Here is a 19,258-nt window from a genome sequence, read left to right on the forward strand (position 1 = left end):
GAATCCATCCGAATTATGTCAAAGGTCAAACCCGCCCCCTTGCCGCCCGACACCGTCATTGGCGGTTATCGCATCGTCCGCAAGGTTGCTGCGGGCGGTTTTGGCGTTGTGTATCTGGCCGTGGACACCGAAGGCCAGCAAGTGGCTGTCAAGGAATACCTGCCATCTTCGCTTGCTTCGCGGGCGCCAGGTGAGCTGCTTCCCCAGGTTCAGCCTGAAAAACTTTCGCTTTACCGGCTTGGCCTCAAGAGCTTTTTTGAAGAAGGCCGGGCGCTGGCGCAGATTTCGCATGCATCGGTGGTGAGCGTGCTGAATTTCTTTCGTGAAAACGAAACGGTCTACATGGTGATGAACTACCTTGAGGGTGCGTCCCTCCAGGAATTCATCATCACGGCGCGGGAACAAAAGAAGCAGAAGGTGTTTCGCGAGTCGACGATTCGCTCGTTGTACGACGAGGTGCTTCGGGGCTTGCGCATCGTGCATCAGCACAAGATGCTTCACCTCGACATCAAGCCGGCCAACATCTTTGTGACCGACGACAACCGGGCTGTGCTGATCGATTTCGGCGCTGCCCGCGAGGTGTTGAGCAAAGAAGGCAATTTCATTCGACCCATGTACACGCCGGGGTTTGCTGCGCCCGAAATGTACCGTCGCGACTCCTCCATGGGTCCGTGGACCGATATCTACGCCATTGGCGCCTGCATTTACGCCAGCATGCAGGGCTACCCACCCAATGATGCACCGCAGCGACTGGAAAAGGACCGTCTGTCGCTCGCTTTGTCCCGTCTGCGCGGTGTGTATTCGGACAACCTCATCGAGGTGGTGGAATGGTGCATGTCGCTTGATCCATTGTCTCGTCCGCAATCGGTGTTCGCCTTGCAAAAGGAGCTCAGCCGGGAGACCGAACGCAGCTACACCAAGCTCACGGTGGCTGAAAAGATGCGGTTGCAGTTTGACAGCATCGTGTCGGACAACAAGAAATCGATGCGCAAGTCCACGAACGCTGGCACCAAGTTTCGATGAAGTTTTCGGTCTACCAGATCAGTCGTCAAGGCGGTCGCGAGCGAAACGAAGATCGCATGGGCTATGCCTACACCCGTGAGGCAGGCCTGTTTGTGCTGGCTGATGGCATGGGTGGGCACCCTGAAGGCGCCATGGCTGCGCAGCTCGCGCTGCAGACCTTTTCTGCCTATTTCCAGAAGGCGGCGAATCCGACGGTGCGCGAGGTGGCCGAATTCCTCTCCAGCGCCCTGATGGCCGCGCATCACCAGATCATTCGCTATGCGTCTGAAAAAGGCATGCTGGACACACCGCGCACCACCTTGGTGGCGGCGGTGATGGAGCGCAATCACATGCACTGGGTGCATTGTGGTGACTCCCGCCTCTACATCGTGCGAGATGGCAAGTTGCTCACCCGCACACGCGACCATTCCTACATGGAGCAGCAGGCCCACCTCGGCAAGGCCACCGACCACATCAACCGCAACATCCTGTTCACCTGTCTGGGCTCGCCGGCGAAGCCGGTCTATGACCTGTCCGGGCCGCTGCAGTTGCAACAGGGCGACCGCGTGCTATTGTGTTCTGACGGTCTCTGGGGCACGGTGAAGGATCAGGAGATCGCTTCAGAACTCTCCAAGCGTCCTCTGGAGCAGGCCGTGCCCGAATTGGTGGAGATGGCACTCAAGCGCGGAGGGGCCCGGTGCGACAACGTGACCGTGTTGGCCATGGAGTGGGAAACGCCTGAAGAATTCCAGTCGACCAGCGTGTCCACCGAGGACATTGAAGATGGCGTGTTCGCCTCCACCATCCAGTCCGGCGTGCCCGATCCCACCATCGAAGACATGGACGACGAAGCTATTGAACGATCAATAGCCGAGATCAATGAAGCGATCCGCCGCACGGCCGAGCGCAAACTCTGACCCCCTCTTTCTTTCTCCAATGACAGCATTGTTTCGACCGGGCCAAAGGGCCCCAGATGCCCTGCGTGACGTTCGCATCACCCGTGGCTACACCCTTTACGCCGAAGGTTCGGTACTGATCGAATTTGGCCAGACCAAGGTGTTGTGCAACGCCTCGGTGGAAGAGAAGGTGCCGCCGCACAAACGTGGCAGCGGAGAAGGCTGGGTGACGGCCGAGTACGGCATGCTGCCGCGCGCCACCCACACCCGCAGTGACCGTGAAGCCGCCCGCGGCAAACAAAGCGGACGCACCCAGGAAATCCAGCGGCTGATTGGACGTTCCCTGCGCGCTGTGTTCGACCTCAAGGCCCTGGGTGAGCGCACCATTTCACTGGATTGCGACGTGATCCAGGCGGATGGTGGCACCCGCACCGCCAGCATCACCGGCGCGTTCGTGGCGGCACACGATGCGGTGAGCAAACTGCTCAAGGAAGGCAAGATTGCGGCATCACCGATCAAGGACCACGTGGCGGCCATTTCCGTGGGCCTTCTGCAAGGCGAGAGCCTGCTCGACCTCGAATATGTGGAAGATTCGGCCTGCGACACCGACATGAACGTGGTGATGACGGGCGCCGGTCATTTCGTGGAAGTGCAGGGCACGGCAGAAGGCGCCGCCTTCACCCGGCGCGAAATGGACACATTGCTGGTGCTGGCAGAAAAGGGCATCGGTGAACTCGTGTCCCTGCAGCGCCGTGCGCTGGGTCTGTCCTGACTTGTCGTCGTACCGGGCGTGAAGCTGGCATGAAGCTGGTACTGGCATCCAACAACGCGGGCAAGCTGGCCGAGCTGCAGGCACTGTTTGCGCCGCTGGGCGTGGAACTGGTGCGACAGGGCGAACTGGGCATTCCCGAGGCACCCGAACCCCATCGCACCTTTGTCGAGAACGCCCTGGTCAAGGCCCGCCATGCGGCGCGCGTGAGCGGGCTGCCCGCCGTTGCAGACGACGCGGGGCTGTGCGTGGAGGCCTTCGGCGGACTGCCCGGCGTGGACACCGCCTTCTATGCCACCCGGTTTGGATATGAGAAGGGCGATGACAACAATGTGCGCGCCCTGCTCGAACAATTGACCGACGTAAGTGACCGGCGGGCTGCGCTGGTCAGCACGCTGGTGGCACTGCGCAATGCAGATGATCCCGAGCCTTTGGTGGCAACAGGTCGCGCACCTGGGCTGATCACCCGCGAGCCCTTGGGAAAAAATGGTTTCGGCTTCGACCCTGTGATGTTTCTGCCCGAATTTGGAAAAACATTTGCCGAACTGCCTACCGAAGTCAAGAACGCCCACAGCCACCGGGGCCGGGCGGCCCGACAGATGCTGGCGCTCATGCGCGAGCGCTGGTTCGCACTGCCTGCCGAAGCGCGCCCATGACAGCGGGCAAGCCGGTGCCCATGTCCTGGCCCCGAGAGATCGCAGAAGGCCGGGATGCGTCCCCCCAGTCACAGGCCGCATGGAACGACGTGAATCGCTGGATGCGGCCAGGCACCCTGCAGTTGCAAAGCCTGCCGCCGCTGTCGCTTTACGTGCACCTGCCCTGGTGCCTGAAGAAGTGCCCCTACTGCGACTTCAATTCCCACGAATGGACCGCCACCGCAGGCGCAAATGAAGCCCTGCCGGAGGCGCGCTACCTGGACGCCTTGCGAGCCGATCTCACGGCCTCGCTTCCATTGATCTGGGGCCGGCCCGTTCACAGTGTGTTCATCGGTGGTGGCACCCCCAGCCTGTTTTCCCCTGCTGCCATCGACCGGTTGCTGGGCGATATCCGCTCTTTGGTGCGGCTTGATGCCGACGCGGAGATCACGCTGGAGGCCAATCCCGGTACTTTCGAGAAGGACCGCTTCCGTGCTTTTCGCGAAGCCGGTGTGACGCGGCTTTCGATCGGGGTGCAGAGCTTCAATGACCAGCACCTGAAGGCGCTGGGCCGGGTTCATGACGCGAACCAGGCCAAAGCGGCCGTCGAAGAAGCCGCCCGTTCATTCGACACCTTCAACCTGGACATCATGTACGCGCTGCCCGGTCAGTCGCTGGCCGATTGCGAGAAAGACATTCGCACGGCGCTGTCGTTCGCTCCACCACACATCTCCATCTACCACCTCACGCTGGAGCCCAACACTTATTTCGCGAAGTACCCTCCGGCGCTGCCGCAGGAAGACGATGCCTGGGACATGCTGGATCTGATCACCGACACCACCGCTCGGGCAGGTCTGGGCCGTTATGAAGTCTCGGCCTATGCCCGCGAAGGACATCGCTGCTGGCACAACCTGAACTACTGGCAGTTTGGTGACTACTTGGGCATTGGCGCGGGCGCGCACAGCAAGCTCAGTTTTGCACATCGCATTGGCCGACCGGTGCGGGTGCGCGACCCCAGGCTGTACATGGAACGAGCCTTGGCTGGTGACGCGGTGGTCAGCGCCGACGAAGTGTCGAGGAAGCAACTGCCGTTTGAGTTCATGCTCAACGCCCTGAGACTCAGGGACGGGTTCACGCTTCAACAATTCACCGAGCGCACTGGGTTGCCGCTCTCCAGCATTGATCAGGCGCTGCAGCAGGCGCAGGACCAAGGCTGGGTCACGCTCGACGCTTCATGGGTAAGGCCGACTGCCCGAGGCTTTGATTTCCTGAGCGATCTTCAAAGCTTGTTCCTCGCCGACTGATGGATCGCCCCTTGGCGTTGGGGCAGCGAATCAAGAACTCAGGCCGGCTTCAACGGCGCGCAGACTGAAGCCCACCCGGGTGGTGCCATTGGTCGACTCCGCCGTCGGAAAACCATCGTGCATGCGTGCAATGGCGGCCACGATCGACAGTCCCAGGCCATGATGAAGCCGGTCCGGCTCGCTCCTGGCGGAGTCTGCGCGAAAAAACCTGTCAAAGAGTCGTGGGAGATGGGCTTCGTCGATGCTGGGGCCAACGTTTTCCACCCAGAGCCGCACGGAACGGTCGTGGTCCTGGGCGATGTGCACCGAAAGTCGGGACCCTTTGTCTGCATAGCGGATGGCGTTGCCCAGCAGGTTGGAGAGTGCCCGTTTGACCAGGGGTTCATCCAGCGGCAGGCTGGCGTCACCCTCAATGGCCACGCCCAGACCTGACTCCTCGATGGCGGCCTCGTGGAATTCCACCACTTGCTGCACCAGTTGCGCCAGGCCGACGGGTGCACCACGCCTGGCCTTCACGCCCCGGTCAGCCTGGGCGAGGAAGAGCATGTCGTTGACAATGGCGGCCATGCGCTGGAGCTCTTCCAGGTTGGACACCAGCGTTTCGCTCAGCTCATCTGCGCTTCTTTCCCGGCTCAGGGCCAGTTCGGTGTGACCGATCAGCGTGGCCAGCGGGGTTCTGAGCTCGTGGGCCACGTCGGCGTTGAAGCCCTCGAGCTGCGTGTAGGTTCGCTCAACCCGGTGCATCAGCCCATTGAACTGATCGATCAGCGGTTGAAGCTCTTCTACCGGCTCCTCCAGCGTGAGGCGCTGGCCCAGCCGCCTGGCATCGATTGCCTTGGTCTGCGCCGCCAGATCGATCAGGGGCCGCAGACTGCATCGGACCCGCCAGAACGTGCCCCAGCCCACCAGGGCGGCACCGGTGATGACCGAAACAATCAAGAGCAATGCCACCCGGCGGCCTGTCTTGGCGTCCTGGGTGCAGTCGAGAACGAGTTGGCCCCGGTAAAGCAGTTCACCATTCGCTGCAGGCACAGTGAACGCCATGGCATTGGTGACGCTTTGAGCGAGGTCGAATGAGGGGGCAGCATCGTGGTAGAGCGCGCTGCCGTCCGCTCTTTCCACTTCCAGATAAAACCCGGAGCTTCGCTCGGCCAGCCAGCTCAGTTTGGACACGACCTCAGCTTCCCCGCCCTGGATGTTGGACTCCTTGATCACATCGACCAGCACGTTGCTGTAGGTGCGTAATTGCTCTTCGTGCTTCATGCTGAAGAGCATGGTGGTGGCGCCATAGATGGTCGCCAGCAACACACCAAGGCCTATCACCGTCTGTATGGCCAGCAGCAGCGAAAGGCGCCGGCCGATCGAATATGCGCAGGGTGTGGTGCCTGCCTTGGCTGCGGTCGCGCTGGCCGGCATGGCCGCGGTGTTGGTGTTCACTGGACGACCCTCCGTGCTGCGCACTGCGGGACTGAGCTAGCTTGGGAACGGCCCGGCGCGGCGCTCACTGGAGTGCCTTCGCCCTTCGGGCTGCGGTGCGAGCTTGCTTGGGAACGGCCCGGCGCGGCGCTCATGCTCTTTCCTCCAGTACGTAACCCATGCCCCGCACGTTGTGCAGCAGCTTGGGCTTGAATGGGTCGTCCATCTTGGAACGCAAGCGGCGCACCGCAACCTCGACCACGTTGGTGTCGGAGTCGAAGTTCATGTCCCACACCTGTTCTGCAATCGTGGTGCGCGAGAGGATCTGACCCTTGCGCCGGGCCAGCAACGCCAGCAATGAGAATTCCTTGGCGGTCAGATCGAGCCGCTGGCCCGCCCGCCATGCCTTGCGGCTGAGCAGGTCCATCTCCAGGTCGCTCACGGTCATGCGGGCCGTTGCGGCTTCGCTGGCCGCCGGGCCCCGGCGCAAAAGCGCCCCCACCCTTGCGAGCAGTTCGGAAAAGGCAAATGGCTTGACAAGGTAGTCGTCCGCGCCGGCCTCCAGACCTTGTACTCGGTCCTCCACCCGGTCGCGGGCAGTGAGCATCAACACGGGTGTGCCGTGACGCTGGCGCAAGGCGGAGAGAACACCAAACCCATCAATGCCAGGCAGCATGATGTCGAGCACCACCAGCTGGTAGTCGCCTTCGAGGGCCAGGTAGCGGCCCTCGATGCCGTCGCGCGCCACGTCCACCGTGTGTCCGGCTTCGGTCAGACCGCGCTTGACGTAGTCCGCCAGTTTGGCTTCGTCTTCAATGACCAGGATGCGCATGGTGTGAGGGCGTGGTGGTGCCGGTAGGAATGCGATGGGGAGGTGCAAATTGTCGGGGAATCAGGGTGTGGCTGCATTACGAATTGGTAATTCTCGTGTTCATGAAACGCAACCTGCGGTTTTTAAAGTTCATTCCGTGCCGCAAATCAGTCAAAGCAGCACGCCCTAGCAAACCTTTCAACCACTCAGGAATCATCATGAAACTCTCTACCCGAATTCTCGTTCCACTCGCATTCACGCTGGCCGCCGGGGCCTCGTTCGCAGAAGGCCCGCTGGAAGGCAACGAAGTCTTCTCTTCGTCCACGCAGTCGTCGCTGAGCCGCGCTGAAGTGCGTGGTCAGGCTGTGGCCGCCCGTGCCAGCGGCTTGATTGCAAATGGTGAAATCCAGCCCGTGCAAGCCGAGCAGGGCATCGGCAAGACCCGCGCCCAGGTGCGTGCTGAGTACGCAGAAGCACGTCGTCTGGGCTTGGTGGCCGCTGGTGAGATCCATCCGGTCGCCACGCCTGCACAAGCCGAGCAGATCCGCTTGGCGGGTGTGCGTGCAACGCAGGTCGTTCAGCGGTGATGGGTGCCGGCAAGGCCGTGTGGTGCGGTCTGCACTGAGGTGCGCGCACCACGCCACGCGGCCATTGCCAACTTGCTTCCCGCGCAAGCGAGGGCATGGGTGTGTTTCTCAGGATTGGGTGCTCGCCTGAAGTTCCGCTGTCAGCGCCAAAGCAAATTGTTTTCTCTTTGAAGGCCGTGCCGGTTTTCCGGATGTGAAGTGACGTGGGCCCTCATCTCCATAATGCGCAGGATCATTCACAGATCCTTCAGCATGGAGCCACGCACAAATGCGCACCCCCCGAATTCTTGAACGATTGATTGTGATCGGCGCCCTTGTGGCGGCGTGTCCACTGGCGGTGCAGGCAGCAGATGAGGCTTCCGCTGCTGGCGAGCTGAAGTACAGCTGCGGCGTGGATCAGCCGCTGGTGGTTCGCCTTGCCGCGGATCGGGCACAGCTCATCGTGGCCTTGCCGACCGGGCAGGTGCTGGAATTGCCGGCACAGACGACTGGGTCCGGCTTTGCCTATGGCGATGGCAAGCACTCGTTCAGTGGACAGAAGGACAGCATACTTTTGCAGCTGCAGGGTCAGGTGCCATTGGCTTGTGTCGCAGTCAAGCCCGTTGTCCTGGCTTCCGCCACACCCAGGGCGGATGTTGACGCGACCGAAATCTGCCTACTGGAGCGCTTGCGCAGCATGCCGCCGACCGCCACGTTGGCTGAGGTCCGCCGGTCATGTCAGCAGGCTGAAATGGTGCCGACTGAATCAGCGCCCGCCATTGCGACTGCGACTGAGGCTGTGGCTGTGGCTGTGCCGGAAGAAGCCACTGGGCCTGTGGCAGATGCGGAGCCTGTGGTAGCCAACACCAGCAGTCGGCTCGCCGGTGAATGGGCTGCCTATGACAATCCGTATGCGCTCACGCTGAACCGTCCTTCCTACCTTGTGCTCGCACGTCAATTTTCGGTGCCAAACTCGGCGCCGTTCCAGGCCGCCTTTCCGGAGGTGGCGCCAGCGCTGGACCGCAACGAGGCGAAGTTCCAGATCAGTCTGAAGGTGCCGCTGGCGCTCAACCTGTTTGACGGTCGGGCGGACCTGATTGCGGGCTACACGAACCGTTCGTTCTGGCAGGTCTTCAACAAGGAAATCTCTTCTCCGTTTCGCGAGACCAACCATGAACCTGAGGTGTGGATGCGTTGGCGCAGCGATCTTTCCCTTCTCGGCGGTCGCTTCAGGGTGATCAGCCTGGGCTTCAACCACCAGTCCAATGGCCAGGCGGGTCCTTTGTCGCGCAGCTGGAACCGGGTGTTTCTTGAATCCTTGTATGAAAGAGGGCCGTTCGCGCTCAATGCGCGTGTGTGGCAGCGCCTGAGCGAAGACGCCGCCAAGGACGACAACCCGGACATGGTGGACTACATGGGTCGTTTCGAACTCACCGGCATCTACCGCCTCGGCGAGAGCGAGTTCAGCGCCATGTTTCGTCGCAACCTGAGCACGCGCAAAGGCGCGTATCAGCTCGACTGGAGCTACCCGCTGTTCAAGAACCTGCGTGGCTATCTGCAGTGGTTTGATGGCTATGGCGAGAGCCTCATCGATTACAACCATCGCACGCGATCGCTCGGCATCGGCGTGCAGCTGGGCGGATGGTTGCTTTGATGGCAGCGTGCGACTGGCGCACTTCGGGTGTTGCGCCATCCGTCTTTTCCCGCCGGTTTGGGGATGTGGTTTCGGTGTGGTTGCGCTTAAATGGGCATCTCTTTCAGGGAGGTGTCCATGTTTCCATGGTTTTTGATTTTTGCGCCTCAGTGGCAGTTGCCGTTCAGCGGCAGCGTGGCACAGCGGATCGACCCGCACACCGATTGGTTTTTTGAGGGTATCGACGCGACTTCAGGCGACGGCAGGATCGAGCGGCAGGCCTTTGAGGTTGCCTCTTACGGTCGACAGCTTGGGCTGCTGACGGAGGTGCTGGTCGACTTGGCCGAGCAGGTCACGCCCCAGTCGGAGGCGGCCGTCAGGTCTTTGAAAAGACTCAGGGTCATTCAGGCCGAGATCGAAAAAATCAAGACCCAGGACGCCGTCTCCCTGATTCGCGATGTGGAGCAGGCGCTGGATCGCCTGCAGACGCAGCACCCAGCCGAGTACGAGCGATTGCGTGGAAGCATGCAGCTGCGCTTGGGTCGCCCTGACTGAATCCCGCTGCGGCAGGTCAGCTGGAATGAAGCGCACCCAGCCAGTGAACCAGGGCCGCGATCACCAGCAACGACAGCAGGTTCAAAGCGAATCCCGCTTTCATCATGTCTGACATCGCCACCTGACCGGATCCATAGATGATGGCATTGGGAGGCGTGGCCACCGGCAGCATGAACGCGCAGCTCGCGGCCAGGGCCACCGCCATGAGCAGGGGCAGCGGCTCGACACCCATTCCCACTGCGGCCGCCGCCATCACGGGCATGAGTGTGTTGGCCACCGCTGTGTTGCTGGTCAGTTCAGTCAGGAAAATGACCAGTGTCGTCACAGCCAGCAGTACCCAGAACATGGGCATGCCGGCCAGTGCTGAAAAACCGGACGCCAGCCAGGCGTCCACGCCGTGGGTGCTGATGGCGCTGGCCAGGCTGAGGCCGCCGCCGAACAGCAAGAGAATGCCCCAGGGCAGTTTGACCGCTGTTTCCCAGTTCATGGCGAAGGTGCGCCGCCGGATGTCGACGGGCAGGACGAACAGAAGCAGGGCCCCCGTCATGGCGATGGCCGCATCGGTCAACTGCGGGAGGTCGAGCCACTGGGACAACGGCAGGCGCAGCATCCAGCCCATGGCCGTGAGGCCGAAGACGCCAAGCACGATGGCTTCGCCCCGGCTCATGGGCGCGCGGCTACTCAGATCGTTCAAAAGGGATTCGCGCGTACTGGCGTCGACCTTGAGGCGGATGGGGAAGGCCACCTTGATCAGCCAGAGCCAGGTCAGCGGCAGCAACACCGCGACCAGCGGAAGACCCAGGGCCATCCATCCCAGCATGGTGATTTCCAGGCCGAGCCGCTCGCGTGCAAAGCTCGCCAGGATGAGGTTTGGAGGCGATCCGATGAGGGTGCCCAGGCCCCCGATCGAGGAACCGTAGGCGATACCCAGCAGCAGGCAGGTACCGAAATGGCGCAAACCGGGTTGCGCTGTGCCGTCGCTGAGGGCCGTGCGGTCCTGCAGCAACTGGATCACGCTCAGACCCACCGGCAGCATCATCATGGCCGCCGCGGTGTTGGAAATCCACATGCTCATGAAGGCGGTGGCTGCCATGAAACCCGCCACCAAGCGCGCCGGTGAGGTGCCCACCATTCGCACGATGGAGAGACCGAGCCGCGTGTGCAGGCCCCAGCGCTGCAGGCCCAGACCGATGATGAAGCCGCCCATGAACAGGAAGATGATGTCGGATGCGTAGGGTTGCAGCGTCTGTGCCGTGCTTTGTACCCCCGTGAGCGGAAAGGCCACCACCGGGAGCAGGGCGGTCGCAGGCAAGGGAATCGCCTCGGTCATCCACCAGACCGCCATCCAGACCCCCAATGCTGTCGTGAGGCGGCCCGCCGGACTGAGCGCGTCGCCATGCGGCAGCACCCACAGGCAGAGCAGGAACAGCGCCGGGCCGGCCATGAGACCCGCCCATCTCAAGCGAACTTGCCACCGTTCTTCGGCGGGGCCAGGGGCGCACGATCCGGATTCAGACATCGGAACAGGATAAACGGTGCTCACTTGTCGCCGTTCTGACCTGCGTCAAGGGTTCAGGCACGCTGCGAGCGGACACTGTGATCCTTCGCCCCTCAGGCGCCCAGTCTGCCCCCATCGTCCTGCCCTCACCGTGTCGTCCTACCTGTTGCATCGCCCCGCACCGTCTTCCATGTCGTCTGCCACCACGCATCCCCCGGCGATGCACCGCCTTCACGAGGACGTGCAGGCGTTGCTCACCGGGACCTTGTTCGTCGCGTTGGGCGTCGTCATGTTCCAACAAACCGGTCTGCTCACCGGTGGTACGGCAGGCCTGGCGTTCTTGCTGCACTACGCCACAGGCTGGAGCTTCAGCGCCGTGTTTTTTGCCATCAACCTGCCTTTCTACGCCTTGGCGGTGCGTCGCATGGGGTGGGCGTTCACGCTCAAGACCTTTGCTGCCGTGGCCCTGCTGGCTGCGTTCGTGCATTGGCTGCCAGGCTGGATCGCTTTTGACAAGCTGAGCACCGGCTTTGTGTCGGTACTGGGAGGGCTGCTGATGGGGGCGGGCATGTTGATGCTGTTCCGACACCGCGCGAGCCTGGGCGGCTTCAACGTGCTGGTGCTCTTTGCGCAGGAACGCTTCGGATGGCGGGCAGGGCACCTGCAGATGGCGATGGATTGTGCGATCGTGTTGGCCGCCTTTCTGGTGGTGGACTGGCAGCAGGTCGCCTGGTCCGTGCTGGGAGCGGTGGTGCTGAATCTGGCGTTGGCCATCAACCACCGACCCGGGCGCTACATGGCGATGTAAGTTGCCTGCGATCCTCGCTTGGCCGATGCCGTTGGAGGCATTGAAAGCGCATTCAAGGAAACGGACTCGCAGCGGTTCACGGGAAAGCCGTCTTCAGAGATGGCAGACTCGCTGCATGAGCCATTTTCGATTCGCGTCCACGGAGCTTCTTTCGCGACCGTGGTCCGCTCGCTTGCTCCTGTTCTTTGGCCTCTCTCTGGCTGTGGCGCTTGCGAGTGCCTCAGACAACCACCGCGAGCGGCAAATCAGCACCGAAGGGAAGGTGTATCTGGCCAAGGTGACCCGGGTTTTTGATGGAGACACTCTTTGGGTACGGCCCCTTGCGGGTGGGCGCTACCGCAAGCTGCGGCTGGATGGCATTGATGCGCCCGAGATTTGTCAGGCTGGCGGTGTGGCGTCACGTGACGCGCTGGCGACCATGGTGACGGCGCAGGAGGTGCGCGTGGAGGTACGCCGCTATGACGATTACGGGCGGGCGCTGGTGCGTTTGAGCGTGGATGGTGTGGATGTTTCGGCCCGACTCGTCGGTGCCGGCCATGCCTGGTCCTACCGCTGGCGGCGCAGTCTGGGTCCTTACGCCAAGGAAGAGGAGGTGGCTCGCAAACATCGCAGAGGAATATTTTCCGGTCCCACACCGGAACTGCCACGCGACTTCCGTCGCCGCCATGGGCCTTGTCCCCTGCCTTGATTGACTCTTTCCCCTGGTTCAGTGTTCTTGAGGCGGGCCGCACACCCCGCAATGGGGGTTTTGCGGTAGGGCAATCTCGTTGAACGCCATGTCCCGGCCGTCGATCATCATCAGCCGCCCCACCAGGCGCGAACCGATGCCCGTGAGCAACTTGAGCGCTTCGGCCGCCTGCAGCGTGCCCACGATGCCCACCAACGGCGCAAACACGCCCATGGTGGCGCAACGCGTTTCCTCCACGCCGCTGGTTTCAGGAAACACGCAGGCATAGCAGGGGTTGCCCGGCTGCCGGGGATCAAATACGCTGAGCTGACCATCCATGCGAATGGCCGCGCCAGAAACCAGCGGTTTTCCGTGCACCACACACGCACGGTTGATGGCATGGCGGGTCTCGAAGTTGTCCGTGCAGTCGAGCACCACGTCGGCCTGCGCCACCAGTTGGTTCAACATCCCAGGGTCTGCCCGCTGGTTGACCACGTGCACCACCACATCGGGGTTGATGGCCGTGATCGCGTCGCGGGCAGATTCAGCCTTGGGATGTCCGACGCGTGCCAGGTTGTGCGCGATCTGGCGCTGGAGATTGGTGGCGTCGACCGTGTCGTGGTCAACGATGGTGATGCGACCGACGCCCGCACTGCCCAGGTAAAGCACCACCGGTGACCCCAGACCACCGGCACCCACCACCAGCGCGTGAGAGGCAAGCAGCTTTTCCTGCCCTTCGACGCCCAGTTCGTTGAGCAGGATGTGCCGCGAATAGCGAAGAAGCTGCTCGTCGTTCAAGGGTGGAGTCTGCCAGCTTCGGCCAAGACAGTCAGTTCGCGGTTTTCTCTTCGGGTCGAACAGTTTGTGTCTTGCTCACGAGCACCGCCTGCCCTTTGAGCTGGTTCAGGGCTTGCTGCAATTGGAAGTCCTGCTCGCTGCCGAATTCGGGCACGAGGCGCTGCCCCGGGTTCTTGCGCGCTTCTTCCTCAAGTCGCAGACGCGCTTCTTCCCGGTCCTGGTCCCGGCGCTGTTCGGCTGCCCGTTGGGCGTCCGTCATCGGTGGAGCTGCTCCATTGCCGTTGCCCAGGTGCTTCTGCAGATCCGCTTCGCGGGTCCGCAGGGCAGCAAACACATTGCCTTCAGCCGTTTCGTCCACCAGCACGTCGGGCACGATGCCTTTGGCCTGGATGGATGTTCCCAACGGGGTGTAGTAGCGGGCCGTGGTGAGCTTCAGGCCGGTGTCCGGTCCCAGGGGCCGCACCGTCTGGACCGAGCCCTTGCCGAAGGTCTGGCTACCCATGATCGTGGCGCGTTTGTAGTCCTGGAGTGCACCAGCAACGATTTCACTGGCGGATGCCGAACCCTCGTTCACCAGCACCACCAAAGGCACGGTACGCAAGGCGCCCTTGGTGGCTTCGGTGAGGCGGCGAATGGGGTCGGCGCCGCCCCTGCGCAGGTAGTGCTGGGGCACCGCCTTGTAGATGAACTTGCTGTCTTCCAGTTGCCCGTTGGTGGACACCACCGTCACGTTTTCTGGCAGGAAGGCGGCCGACAGTGCCACCGCCGCGTCAAGCAGACCGCCCGGGTCGTTGCGCAGGTCAAGCACCATGCCCTTGATGTTGGGGTCGGCCTTGTAGATGTCCTCGACGCGGCGCGCAAAGTCCTCAATGGTGCGTTCCTGGAATTGCGAGACGCGAACCCAGGCATATCCGGGCTCAACCACCTTGGTCTTCACGCTCTGGGTCTTGATCTCTTCGCGCGTGATGGTGACCGAGAAAGTGCGGTTCTCATCCTTGCGGAAGATGGTGAGCAGCACCTTGGTGCGAGGTTCCCCGCGCATCAGCTTCACTGCGTCGTTGATTGCCAGGCCCTTGACCATGGTGTCGTCGATCTTGGTGATCAGGTCGCCGGGTTTCAGGCCTGCACGGAAGGCGGGCGAGTCTTCAATGGGCGAGACCACCTTGACCAGGCCGTCTTCCATGGAGATTTCGATGCCCACACCCACGAAGCGCCCGCTGGTGCCCTCGCGGAATTCCTTGAAGGACTTCTTGTCGAAGTACTGGGAATGGGGGTCCAGGCTGGCGACCATACCCGTAATTGCGTCCGAAATGAGCTTCTTCTCATCCACGGGTTCGACATAGTCGCTCTTGACCATGCCAAACACGGCAGCGAGCTGTTGCAGCTCTTCCAGTGGCAACGGCGCCATGGTGCCCCTGGCCACGGCCTGGAACTGCACCGTGGTGAGCGCCCCTGCCACCGCACCAATGGCCACCCAGCCTGCGATTCTCAGCTTGTGACTCACTTGTTTGCCCATCGAAATATCCTGAAATTAACACCAGCGCCAAGCACGGTTGGCCCACTGGCGAGCCAATATACACCTTCGAGCGGTGTCCAGGCCTTCAGTTCCGCAAAGCCCGTCACACACGTGCGATGTGCCTGCCCAACGGTGGCATTTCGGCGATATACGCTCTCCTGCGCGCCACCTCGTTGCCAGAGTTCTCAGGCCTTGCCCTGCGCCGCCACGGCCGCAGCGGCCTTTGCAATGGCTTCCGGATCGCCCAGGTAGTGGCTCCTGATCGGCTGCAGGGCGGCGTCGAGCTCATAGACCAGCGGAATCCCGTTCGGGATGTTCAGGTTGACGATGTCGGTGTCCGACACGCCGTCCAGGTACTTGACCAACGCCCGGATGCTGTTGCCATGGGCAGCCACCACCACGCGCTTGCCGGCGCGGATGGCCGGGGCCATGGATTCGTTCCAGAACGGCAGCACGCGTGCCACGGTGTCCTTGAGGCATTCGGTCAGCGGAACCTCGTTCGGGCCCAGCTTTTCGTAGCGGCGGTCGTGGCGTTCGCAGCGCAGGTCGTTCGGCTCCAGTGCCGGCGGGGGGGTGTCGTAGCTGCGCCGCCAGATCAGCACCTGCTCATCGCCATACTGTTTGGCGACTTCTGCCTTGTTCAGACCCTGCAGGGCGCCATAGTGCCGCTCATTGAGGCGCCAGCTGTGCACCACGGGCAGCCAGGTGCGGTCCATTTCGTCGAGTGTGTGCCACAGGGTGCGGGTCGCCCGCTTGAGCACGCTGGTGTAGGCCAGATCGAAGTCATAGCCCTCGGCCTTGAGCAGCCGGCCCGCGTTCTTGGCTTGTTCCAGACCCGTGGCGGTCAGGTCCACGTCGGTCCAGCCGGTGAATCGGTTTTCGAGGTTCCAGGTGGATTCGCCATGGCGAATCAGGACAAGTTTGTACATGGGCAGTGAGTCGGATTGAACTGAAAAAGCGATCGGGCAAAGCCCGGCACACAGGGGCGTCGGCTGACTGTTGGCGGCGGTCGCCACGCAGGACAGCCAGACATTCTAAAATCCCAGGTTGTCTAGAAAGGGTACCCCTGTGAGTTTCTTCATCGAAAACTGGATTTTGATTGCTGTGGCCTTTGCCGCTGGCGCCATGCTGGTGTGGCCGGCGGTCTCAGCGGGTGGTCGCGCTGGATCGCTCAAACCCACCGAGGCCGTGATGCTGATGAACCGGGACAAGGCGGTGGTGGTGGATGTGTGCGAAGCCGCTGAATTCGCCGCCGGACACGTCATTGGTGCCAAGCACGTTCCCCTGGCCGACCTGGAGACGAAGCTGCCCGGTACCGTGAAGAACAAGGCCACGCCGGTGATTCTGGTGTGCGCCACCGGGGCGCGTTCCAACCGGGCCTTGGCCATCGCCAAGAAGCTGGGTTATGAGAATGCCCATTCCCTCTCGGGTGGCATGGGGGCGTGGCGAGCGGCCAGCCTGCCGGTGGAAAAGGCCTGATCATTTGTTTCTTTTTTATTTTTAGTCTGATCCAGGAGAATCCATGGCCACCGTCACGATGTACACCAGCGCTTATTGCCCCTTCTGCAGCCGGGCCAAGGCCTTGCTCCAGCGGCACGGTGTGGTCGATCTGAAGGAGGTGTATGTGGACGGCCAGCAGGCGCTGCGCGCCCAGATGACAGAGCGCACCGGACGCACCAGCGTGCCGCAAATCTTCATTGGCGAAACCCATGTGGGTGGCTGCGATGACCTGCACGCGCTCGACGCCCGGGGTGGCTTGGTGCCCATGCTCCAGGCGGATTGAGCAGCCCTTGCCGTTGGGGCTGACATAATCCCCCATCAGTGCCCGCTGCGGACGAATACCACCGCTGCGGGCTTCGTTTTACTTATCGAGACACCACCATGGCCGACAACCAAGAACCCACTTTCCAGATCCAGCGTGTCTACCTGAAGGAAGCTTCGTTGGAACAGCCGAACTCTCCCGCCATCCTGCTGGAGCAGGAACAGCCTTCCGTGGACATCCAGCTTGGCGTTGAGGCCAGCCCCGCTGCAGACGGTGTCTATGAAATTTGCGTCACCGCCACCGTGACCACCAAGATCAAGGACAAGACGGTCTTTCTGGTGGAAGCCAAGCAGGCCGGCATCTTCGAGATCCGCAACCTGCCCGAAGAGCAGATGGGCCCCATCATGGGCATCGCTTGCCCGCAGATCGTTTATCCCTACCTGCGCTCCAACGTGGCCGACCTGATCCAGCGCGGCGGCTTTCCGCCCGTGCACCTGGCCGAGATCAATTTCCAGGCCATGTACGAGCAGCAACAGGCGCAGGCCGCCGAAGACGCGCCGCGCATCGTCACGCAGTAACGCCCGTTCGCTGGATCCAGCGCAATGAAGATTGTTGTGCTCGGTGCGGGGGCTTGGGGCACCGCGCTGGCGGTGAGTGCCGCCCGTCTGGCAGGTGCTGATCGTGAAGTGAGCCTCTGGGCGCGCGACGCTGCCCAGGCCCAGGACATGCAGGCGGTGCGCGAAAACCGCCGCTACTTGCCGGGGGTGGCTTTTCCACATGGGCTGATCGTAGATGCCGTGCCCCTGAAAGCCGTGTCCGACGCGGTCATGCAAAGGCTCGGGCAAGACGATCTGGTGATCATTGGGACGCCCATGGCCGGGCTGCGCGCTGTGTTGACCGGGCTGCGCGAACACACCGGACCCGTCGCCTGGCTCTGCAAAGGGTTCGAGTCGCCTCAGGGGCCGGATCAGCCCGTGGGTCTGCTGGGCCATGAGATCCAGGCCCGCGTGGCGCCGTTGCTCAAGGCGGGTGTGCTCAGTGGGCCCAGTTTTGCGCAGGAGGTGGCGCTGGGCCAGCCGACCGCGCTGGTGGCGGCCAGCGAGCATGCCGGTGTGCGTGAGGCACTGGTGACGGCGTTCCATGGTCCAGCCTTGCGGGTGTACGGCAACGAAGACCTGGTGGGCGTGGAAGTGGGCGGTGCCGTCAAGAACGTGCTGGCCATTGCCACCGGCCTGTGCGATGGCTTGAAACTGGGACTGAATGCCCGAGCGGCTTTGGTCACCCGCGGGCTGGCAGAGATGACCCGGCTGGGGCTGGCGCTGGGTGCGCGTGCCGACACCTTCATGGGGTTGTCCGGCCTCGGTGATCTGGTGCTGACCGCCACAGGCGACCTCTCACGCAACCGGCGCGTGGGTCAGCTGTTGGCGCAAGGGCTCAGCTTGAGGCAGGCCGTGGATTCACTGGGCCATGTGGCCGAAGGTGTATACAGTGCGCAAACCGTGGTGCAGCGCGCGCGCCTGCTGGGTGTGGACATGCCGATCAGCGAAGCCGTGGTCGATTTGCTGGATGCGCGGCTGCAGCCAGCGCAGGCCCTGGCCGTGCTGATGGGGCGCGACCCGAAGCAGGAAGCGCTGTAAGCTCCCCGCATCTCCACATTGCGAGGTCTTCCCAGTCGCCACGACTACACCTCGAAATTGTCGATCAGGCGCGTGCTGCCCAGCCGGGCGGCACCCAACACAACCAGCCGCTGGGCGGAGGTGGCGTCCAGCGCTTGCGGCACCTGGAGATCGCAGCGGCGTCGGACCGTCAGGTAGTCGGGTTGCCACCCGCGCTGCGACAGGGCGTGCATGGCGCGCTCTTCCAGCGCCTCTCTCTGGGCGGGCAGGCCGTCGGCAGCCGCCAGGGCATCACGAGCCAGTGAACGCAAGGCCAGCGACAGATGCACCGCTTCGGTCCTTTCGGTATCGCTCAAATACCCATTGCGCGAACTCAGGGCCAGGCCGTCTTCCGCGCGCTGCGTCTCGGCACCCACGATGTTCACGGGCAGGGCAAGCTGCTGCACCATGTTCCGGATGACCATCTGCTGCTGGTAGTCCTTCTTGCCGAACACAGCGTGGCGCGGACCTTTGGCTTCAGAGAACACGCACTGGAACAACTTCATCACCACGGTGCACACGCCCACAAAAAAACCGGGCCGGAAATGACCTTCCAGGATGTCGGCCAGTTCGGGCGGCGGGTGCACCTTGAAGCCCTGCGGTTCCGGATAGAGGTCTTTTTCCGACGGCGCAAACACCACATCGCAACCGGTAGATGCCAATTGATCGCAGTCGGCCTCGAGCGTGCGGGGGTAGGTGTCAAAGTCTTCGTGCGGCGCAAACTGCAGGCGGTTCACAAAGATGCTGGCCACGGTCACGTCACCGAGCGGTTTGGCTGTGCGGACCAGCGCCATATGGCCCTGGTGCAAATTGCCCATGGTGGCCACAAAGGCCGGTGAGTCGTAGGGCCGCAGGGCTGCGCGCAGGTCTTCGATGGTGTGGACGATTTGCATGAGAAGAAAGCCGTTCGTTCAAGGGCTGCCGCGGAACCGCCCTTCGACTGGCTCGGTGCGGGTAACTGGTGCAG

The 19,258-nt window shown here is 62.5% G+C and carries 21 protein-coding genes; 14 read left to right on the forward strand and 7 right to left on the reverse strand.

Annotated features, from left to right (window positions below; genetic code table 11):
* Positions 1-15: 15 nt before the first annotated feature.
* From J2W49_RS00600 to hemW, 5 genes are all read left to right on the forward strand, one after another.
* Positions 16-1,023: a serine/threonine protein kinase gene (locus J2W49_RS00600; protein WP_310310459.1), complete on the forward strand. Its 1,008-nt coding sequence runs from the start codon at positions 16-18 to the stop codon at positions 1,021-1,023.
* Positions 1,020-1,919 (forward strand): PP2C family protein-serine/threonine phosphatase, encoded by a 900-nt coding sequence (locus J2W49_RS00605; protein ID WP_310310460.1) that lies wholly within the window; start codon positions 1,020-1,022, stop codon positions 1,917-1,919. Before J2W49_RS00600 ends, J2W49_RS00605 begins: the two co-directional genes overlap by 4 nt.
* Before the next feature lie 19 nt (positions 1,920-1,938).
* Complete coding sequence (gene rph / locus J2W49_RS00610) at positions 1,939-2,670, forward strand: ribonuclease PH (RefSeq protein ID WP_310310461.1); 732 nt, start codon at positions 1,939-1,941, stop codon at positions 2,668-2,670.
* Positions 2,671-2,699: 29 nt separating this feature from the next.
* On the forward strand, positions 2,700-3,323 hold the full coding sequence (gene rdgB, locus J2W49_RS00615) for an RdgB/HAM1 family non-canonical purine NTP pyrophosphatase (RefSeq protein WP_310310462.1): 624 nt from the start codon (positions 2,700-2,702) through the stop codon (positions 3,321-3,323).
* 101 nt (positions 3,324-3,424) lie between these two features.
* Positions 3,425-4,606 (forward strand): radical SAM family heme chaperone HemW, encoded by a 1,182-nt coding sequence (hemW, locus tag J2W49_RS00620; RefSeq protein ID WP_310312079.1) that lies wholly within the window; start codon positions 3,425-3,427, stop codon positions 4,604-4,606.
* A 30-nt stretch (positions 4,607-4,636) separates the two neighbouring features.
* Here the strand turns inward: hemW and J2W49_RS00625 are convergent, their stop codons facing one another.
* Complete coding sequence (locus J2W49_RS00625; protein ID WP_310310463.1) at positions 4,637-6,043, reverse strand: heavy metal sensor histidine kinase; 1,407 nt, start codon at positions 6,041-6,043, stop codon at positions 4,637-4,639.
* A 130-nt stretch (positions 6,044-6,173) separates the two neighbouring features.
* Entirely contained in the window at positions 6,174-6,854 is a 681-nt protein-coding gene (locus J2W49_RS00630; protein ID WP_310310464.1) for a heavy metal response regulator transcription factor, read from the reverse strand.
* Positions 6,855-7,051: 197 nt separating this feature from the next.
* Between J2W49_RS00630 and J2W49_RS00635 the strand changes: the two genes are divergently transcribed.
* The 3 genes from J2W49_RS00635 to J2W49_RS00645 all read left to right on the forward strand — a co-directional run bounded on the left by J2W49_RS00635 (position 7,052) and on the right by J2W49_RS00645 (position 9,587).
* A complete protein-coding gene (locus J2W49_RS00635; protein ID WP_310310465.1) occupies positions 7,052-7,420 on the forward strand; it encodes a DUF4148 domain-containing protein in 369 nt (122 codons plus the stop codon).
* Between the two features lie 268 nt (positions 7,421-7,688).
* Positions 7,689-9,053 (forward strand): phospholipase A, encoded by a 1,365-nt coding sequence (locus tag J2W49_RS00640; RefSeq protein ID WP_310310466.1) that lies wholly within the window; start codon positions 7,689-7,691, stop codon positions 9,051-9,053.
* A gap of 117 nt (positions 9,054-9,170) precedes the next feature.
* Positions 9,171-9,587 (forward strand): hypothetical protein, encoded by a 417-nt coding sequence (locus tag J2W49_RS00645; RefSeq protein WP_310310468.1) that lies wholly within the window; start codon positions 9,171-9,173, stop codon positions 9,585-9,587.
* Positions 9,588-9,603: 16 nt separating this feature from the next.
* On the opposite strand, the gene J2W49_RS00650 is transcribed toward J2W49_RS00645, so the two are convergent.
* A complete protein-coding gene (locus J2W49_RS00650) occupies positions 9,604-11,106 on the reverse strand; it encodes an SLC13 family permease (protein ID WP_310310470.1) in 1,503 nt (500 codons plus the stop codon).
* Between the two features lie 199 nt (positions 11,107-11,305).
* Here J2W49_RS00650 and J2W49_RS00655 point away from each other — a divergent pair, with 199 nt between their 5' ends.
* Complete coding sequence (locus J2W49_RS00655; RefSeq protein ID WP_310310473.1) at positions 11,306-11,893, forward strand: YitT family protein; 588 nt, start codon at positions 11,306-11,308, stop codon at positions 11,891-11,893.
* 115 nt (positions 11,894-12,008) lie between these two features.
* Entirely contained in the window at positions 12,009-12,581 is a 573-nt protein-coding gene (locus tag J2W49_RS00660; RefSeq protein ID WP_310310476.1) for a thermonuclease family protein, read from the forward strand.
* 18 nt (positions 12,582-12,599) lie between these two features.
* On the opposite strand, the gene J2W49_RS00665 is transcribed toward J2W49_RS00660, so the two are convergent.
* From J2W49_RS00665 to gpmA, 3 genes are all read right to left on the reverse strand, one after another.
* On the reverse strand, positions 12,600-13,358 hold the full coding sequence (locus J2W49_RS00665) for a HesA/MoeB/ThiF family protein (RefSeq protein WP_310310478.1): 759 nt from the start codon (positions 13,356-13,358) through the stop codon (positions 12,600-12,602).
* A gap of 31 nt (positions 13,359-13,389) precedes the next feature.
* Entirely contained in the window at positions 13,390-14,862 is a 1,473-nt protein-coding gene (locus J2W49_RS00670) for a S41 family peptidase (protein ID WP_310312082.1), read from the reverse strand.
* A gap of 197 nt (positions 14,863-15,059) precedes the next feature.
* Complete coding sequence (gene gpmA, locus J2W49_RS00675) at positions 15,060-15,803, reverse strand: 2,3-diphosphoglycerate-dependent phosphoglycerate mutase (protein WP_310310480.1); 744 nt, start codon at positions 15,801-15,803, stop codon at positions 15,060-15,062.
* 139 nt (positions 15,804-15,942) lie between these two features.
* Between gpmA and J2W49_RS00680 the strand changes: the two genes are divergently transcribed.
* From J2W49_RS00680 to J2W49_RS00695, 4 genes are all read left to right on the forward strand, one after another.
* Positions 15,943-16,353 (forward strand): rhodanese-like domain-containing protein, encoded by a 411-nt coding sequence (locus J2W49_RS00680; protein ID WP_310310482.1) that lies wholly within the window; start codon positions 15,943-15,945, stop codon positions 16,351-16,353.
* 43 nt (positions 16,354-16,396) lie between these two features.
* On the forward strand, positions 16,397-16,657 hold the full coding sequence (gene grxC, locus J2W49_RS00685) for a glutaredoxin 3 (RefSeq protein WP_310310484.1): 261 nt from the start codon (positions 16,397-16,399) through the stop codon (positions 16,655-16,657).
* Positions 16,658-16,755: 98 nt separating this feature from the next.
* A complete protein-coding gene (gene secB / locus J2W49_RS00690) occupies positions 16,756-17,214 on the forward strand; it encodes a protein-export chaperone SecB (protein ID WP_310310486.1) in 459 nt (152 codons plus the stop codon).
* 24 nt (positions 17,215-17,238) lie between these two features.
* Positions 17,239-18,273: an NAD(P)H-dependent glycerol-3-phosphate dehydrogenase gene (locus tag J2W49_RS00695; protein WP_310310488.1), complete on the forward strand. Its 1,035-nt coding sequence runs from the start codon at positions 17,239-17,241 to the stop codon at positions 18,271-18,273.
* Positions 18,274-18,317: 44 nt separating this feature from the next.
* On the opposite strand, the gene panC is transcribed toward J2W49_RS00695, so the two are convergent.
* Positions 18,318-19,184 (reverse strand): pantoate--beta-alanine ligase, encoded by an 867-nt coding sequence (panC, locus tag J2W49_RS00700; RefSeq protein ID WP_310310490.1) that lies wholly within the window; start codon positions 19,182-19,184, stop codon positions 18,318-18,320.
* Between the last annotated feature and the right edge of the window lie 74 nt (positions 19,185-19,258).

The sequence above is a fragment of the Hydrogenophaga palleronii genome (genome assembly GCF_031457455.1).
In the GTDB taxonomy this organism is placed as follows: Bacteria; Pseudomonadota; Gammaproteobacteria; order Burkholderiales; family Burkholderiaceae_C; genus Hydrogenophaga; species Hydrogenophaga palleronii_A.